This is a genomic window from Edaphobacter sp., from assembly GCF_035532915.1.
In the GTDB taxonomy this organism is placed as follows: domain Bacteria; phylum Acidobacteriota; class Terriglobia; order Terriglobales; family Acidobacteriaceae; genus Edaphobacter.
In genome coordinates this window covers 1-5154 of record NZ_DATKQC010000349.1, presented here as the reverse complement: position 1 = coordinate 5154, position 5154 = coordinate 1, and the positions used below count along the sequence as shown (strand labels likewise).

Below are 5154 nucleotides of genomic sequence, written 5' to 3'. Positions count from 1 at the left end.
TAGCGGGAACGGGCAGCCGCCCGCCGCCTCACTCATTCGGCCCTCTGCTCCCCTGGTCCCTTGGTCCCTCAATCCCTGTTTTTCTGATCCCTACTCCCTGTTCCCGGTTCCCTGCCTCTGCACCCCCCACCCCTCCAAAGGTAACCAATCCACCTCCGCCAACCCCCACGGACAGGGCTCCGCTGGCACCGTCGATTTCGCCACTTCTGCTCCTCGGCCAGCGCCGGGCGTACGCAATGTGTGCAGAAATAGCATGTATCTCCATGATTCCGCATTACATCTTCGTTTTTATTTTCGCCGCGATTCCCCTCATAAAGCCACGCCAGCCGAGAACCACCCTCCCCTCCAAAGGTAACCACCCCGCCTCAGCCAGTCCGCAAGTTACCCCGTCCCGCCCGAACAGAGGGCGAACGCCATGGCCATTCCTCAGCGCGCGACTCCGTCTCCCGAACTTGGATTCGCTTCCAGCCAGGCAAGAAGGGCGCGGATACTGCCGGTGGCAAGGGCGATGCAGGAGTCAGCTGCGCCATAGTAGAGGTTGATCGTATCTCCATCCGCGTCGATCGTCTGTCCACATGGAAACACTACGTCGCTCACGTCTCCGCTGCGCTCATATGGAGCTTCGGGGCCGAACATCCATGATTCTCCTCGTTGGAGGCAGACATCCGGCCTTTCGAGATCGAAGAGCGCGAGGCCCAGGCGATAGATACTCCCGGAGGCTGTCTGCCGCACCCCGTGATAGATCGTTAGCCAACCTTTTGAAGTCTCGATCGGTGGGGAACATAACCCAATCTTGTTCGCATCCCACCATCCACCGCGGCGCGCTTCCAGAATCACTTTGTGGCTTCCCCAATGTCCGAGGTCAGGGGAAAAAGAAATCCACATATGGGCGCCAAGTGTGGTGACTGGACGATGAATCATGGCCCAGTAGCCATTGATTCTTCGTGGCAGGAGGGCGGCGTCCTTATCCTCCGGCGGCATGATCACGCCATATCGTTCAAAGCTCCGGAAATCCCTGGTGAGGGCAAGTGAGACTCCAGGACCGCCGCGAGCAAACGAGGTGTACGCCACGGCGTATTTTTCGAGCTCGGGAACATAGGTGATGCGGGGATCTTCGATCCCCCAGATTTCTTCGGGGTATTCCCTCGGACTGGACGGAAACGTTGGCTCGGTGTCGATTCGCCATCCATCGACACCGTTTGCGGAACGTGCGGCGCAGAGATGCGAAATGCCACGCCGATCCTCCACCCGACACAGAAGCAGCGTGTCTCCGTCGGCAAGGCGAACAGCCCCAGCGTTGAACACACTATTGATCGGATATGGCCAATTCTCTCTGCTGAGAATCGGATTATTAGCGTAGCGCAGGAGAAGCGGGACCTCGGCGCACGGCTTCAGTCCGTTGAGTTTAACAACTGCCGAAGGATGAAATGCAACTGGAACGGGTTTTTGGTTCAATTGGAGACGCTCATTTCCTGGCACGTTGGTTCCGCATGGGTTTCTTTGGATGGTTGCATGTCCAGCAGTGCCATCAGGAAAGAGAGCGTAGATTCAGCTCCCTGGTTTTCGTTTACGCGGTCTGGATGAAGACCGTCTTTGCACCCGCCGGTTATGACATCGTAGAGGGAAATTCTGAGGTCATTCCTGCCAAGAAACCAACCAAATATACGACTCGCTTCCGTCTGCCACTGGTCGTCCTGTGTCAACCTGTACAACTCGAGGCAGGCAGAAATTGTTGCGCAGGCTTCCACCGGTTGTTGATCGAATCGAGGCCTGTCTCCACCTTCGCAATAGACTCCGTTGGAACCGATCGGCACAAAGATCTCATGGTCATCGCGGTGTTGCGCGGCGAGAAGCCATTGCAGCGCCTCGGTGCCCGCCGCAACCATCCTTTTGTTCCTGCTGTGCCAACCGGCAAGGATGAGCGCCTGTGGCAATCTCGCGTTCGAGTAGGAAAGACTCTTCTCGAACCATTTCCAGGTGCCGGTTGCATTTCGCTCGTAGATATCGAGGAGACGATTGGCTAATGTATTACGGTAGCCTTGAATCGTCCTGTCGCCAGGAAACCATTCCAGGTATTCCTGCATTCCGAGCACAGTGAACGCCCATGCGCGAGGGCTTGTGAAATGCAAAGCGGCGGGGACGGCGGCCTCGAAGAGTCTTCCTGCGGCTCCGCGCAAGCCTGCATCTTGTGACTGGCCCAATACAGTTCCCAAAGCCCACAGGGCGCGTCCATGGCTGTCTTCCGAGCCAGCCTTCTCCAACCATGTGCGGTCGTAACCGAGAAAGTTTCTGAATCGGCCCGTATCGGCGTCAAATGCAAGCCAGAGAAAAGCAAGATACCGGCGGGAAAGAGCGGCATGCTCTACTTTGCCGTCATCGATCGAACTCTCATTCAGCCGCGTCGATACGATGAGTGCGCGGGCATTATCATCCGTCGTATATCCTTCGCGGGTGTTGGGCACAGAGAAGATTGCATGTTGTAACAGGCCCGTATCGTCTGTCATCGCAAGAAGGTGGCGAGTATTCAGTTCGGGCAGTTGATCGACCTGCTCGGTGGAGACAACATTCAGATCATCCAGGATGGCGGTCCTGGGTTGCAGTGAGCGTTCGAAGCGTGCTCGCTGGAAGCTCGCCATGTAGGCTCTCGCCGTCCTGGGCCAAGTTGTTCCGCGGGAGTGAAGATAAGCCCTCTTACGCATGGCATGACGCTCTGCATCGTTCTCCAGCAACGCAATGACCGCTCCTGAAATGGCTCCGGGATTCTCAAACGGAACTATGATTCCTCGCTTCTCAGCCAGTAATTCCTTGGCATGCCAATAGGGAGTAGAAATGATCGCCTTTCCCGCTCCGAGCGCAATCGCCAGCGTTCCGGAGACCACCTGGGCTTCTTGCCGGTACGGCGTGATGTAAATGTCCGCGGAGCCAACGTGCTCCACGAGTTCTTCTTCGCTGACGAAACGATTGTTGAGGATCAGGCGATCGCTTACCCCTAGCTGTTCTGCGAGCCTCTGAAGGCTTTCGCGGTATCGTTCTCCTTCGCGACGCCGAATATGCGGATGGGTCACACCGGAGACGAAATAGACCACGTTCGGATGGCGCTCAAGGATCGCAGGCAGCGCCCGAATAACATTCTCAATTCCCTTGTTTGGAGACAAGAGTCCAAACGTGAGCAACACGAAGTTACCCTCGGTACCGAACTTGTCCTTGAAGTAGTTAGGATCCATGAAGGGAAGATCCGGCACGCCATGCGGGATCACATCGATCTTTCCGCCCGGAACCGCATACACATCGCGAAGGAGCTGGGCTGCCAGTTCGCTCATGACAATCAGCCTGTCAGAGAGCTGTGCGATCTCTTCGAGCACGATGCGCTGATTTGCATCCGGCTCGCGGAGAACTGTGTGCAGTGTTGTCACCAGCGGCATTTTCAACTTGCGCAACAAGGCCAGAATGTAGCGGCCTGCAGCTCCTCCAAAAATGCCGTATTCATGCTGAAGACAAACCAGGTCGTTGCCATTGAAGTTGAGGAACTCCGCCGCGCGCTCATACGATCCCAGATCCTCTTGCGTCAGTTCGAGGCGAACCTGCTCCGGGTAATCGTAGCTCGAATCGGGGTCATTGACCGGAATTGCAAAGAGGCGGCCTTGTCCAAATTCGTCTGCCAGGGCGTTGCACAGGTCAGTCGTGAAAGTCGCGATGCCGCATTCCCGTGGCAAATAGTTCCCAACAAATGCAATGCGGGTTGGCAGAGGAAGAGTCCCTGCTTCCGACTGGTCATTGATTGGGGACAGCAGACCATCAGCGGGTCTCGGAGGATGGATTATGTCTTTGAAGAGCATTTTGTCCTGATTCCAGTTGTGTGCGCCCAGTGCCTATCGCGTACACCGACTGCGAGGAGATACGATGCTTGGCATTCAGCAATAGTTATCTCGGCGACCGGCCTATAGTGTGCTCGGCAGATCACTGTCAGCGGCCATTTCCAAGGATGTGCTTTGCCGGATGTGCCGAGCGTGCATCGTTACGGAAGCGATGCAGAAGAGGGGAAAGCGGGAGAATAGAGCGAATCAAACTCCGCGACGTTGAATTGCATGCTGACCGATCTGAGAGCGCGCTCCAAAGCCCGGTGAATTGCCGATTCCTCTGTCCAGCCAACCCTGGTTGGGAATAAGATTCCTGCACCCACATGAATTGACATTGCGCCCGGCGTATCATCGCATCGAATACCCGCGACTGTATCTGTTCAACATTCGTCCAGCCTTCACGAAAGGGCTCGAGGAGGACGCCGAGATGGTTCGGCAGGATGCACGTGTTATGCAGAAAAATGGAACGTAGCGTCAGAGTCTATACGCTTTTGAGAGGCACACTCGCAGCGTGTTCCGGTTCATCGTTCCCGCGTGGGCCTTCGCCAGCGTCCTGGTCATGGTCATGTGGAAAGCCGGTTGCATCTGCCTGAATGGCCGGCTCCAGATGTATCTCTGTGCGATGGCGAGCAGAAAGGCGATTCTTTACGTCGGTCTTCTTGATGAGGCTCATGGCAGCTCCTGTTGCTGGTTTTCTTGCGTTAGGAACGCTCGTCTGGAGCTGAGCCTGGAATGCCGAAGGCGAGAGGGAACAACTGAGGCTGCTTTAAGCATACGCTGAAGCGAGCTTGCGTGCCGGAAACGCCCAAGTCTTACGGCTCTAATATCTGATCGTATCTGGTCGGCGAGTGGCCCAACGTGAAGAGTTCGTCTTTAGAACACGGAGGCAATCCGCGGCGGCAGGATCGGCCTGGAGGAGTATCAAAAGGTGAAAAGGATCGGCAGTGCCGCCGACGGCAATTGGAGCGGCATGCAATTCACGCAGGATTCCGCCCACCTTGGCTCCGCCAGCTCCGCTTCCCCTTGCTCCACCTGGTCCATGAACTACAGCCAGAGCGCGGTGTGGCCGGGGCACGAGTCGGCGGCGGCGTGCTGGACCAGGGTCTCCGCCAACGCAAAGCCGTGGCGGGCGAAGTACCACGCCGCGCCGTGGACGCGCTCCTGGAGGTGGCCGCCGGGGTAGAGCGCCTGGCCGATGGCCTGGGCGTGGCGGCGTAGCGAGGCTTCCTTCTGCATCTGGAAGTTGGCGGCCAGGCGGCGCAGTCGGTTCATCTGGTAGCGCATCTTGCCGGCTGAG

Annotated in this window: 3 protein-coding genes and 1 pseudogene; all 4 read right to left on the bottom strand. The window is 57.1% G+C overall.

Annotation, left to right across the window (positions count from 1 at the left end; translation table 11 throughout):
- Nucleotides 1–426 precede the first annotated feature (426 nt).
- A complete protein-coding gene (locus VMU57_RS16665) occupies nt 427–1455 on the bottom strand; it encodes a glycosidase (protein WP_325385437.1) in 1029 nt (342 codons plus the stop codon).
- On the bottom strand, nt 1452–3713 hold the full coding sequence (locus VMU57_RS16660) for a glycosyltransferase family 4 protein (protein WP_325385435.1): 2262 nt from the start codon (nt 3711–3713) through the stop codon (nt 1452–1454). Before VMU57_RS16660 ends, VMU57_RS16665 begins: the two co-directional genes overlap by 4 nt.
- 625 nt (nt 3714–4338) lie before the next feature.
- On the bottom strand, nt 4339–4530 hold the full coding sequence (locus VMU57_RS16655) for a hypothetical protein (protein ID WP_325385433.1): 192 nt from the start codon (nt 4528–4530) through the stop codon (nt 4339–4341).
- Nucleotides 4531–4901: 371 nt separating this feature from the next.
- Nucleotides 4902–5154 (bottom strand): annotated as a pseudogene (locus VMU57_RS16650) (bacillithiol biosynthesis protein BshC); the annotation flags it as partial.

Bases quoted from the DNA above. Each gene is read 5' to 3' on its own strand.
- VMU57_RS16655 (WP_325385433.1), bottom strand. From the start codon at position 4,530: ATGAGCCTCATCAAGAAGACCGACGTAAAGAATCGCCTTTCTGCTCGC.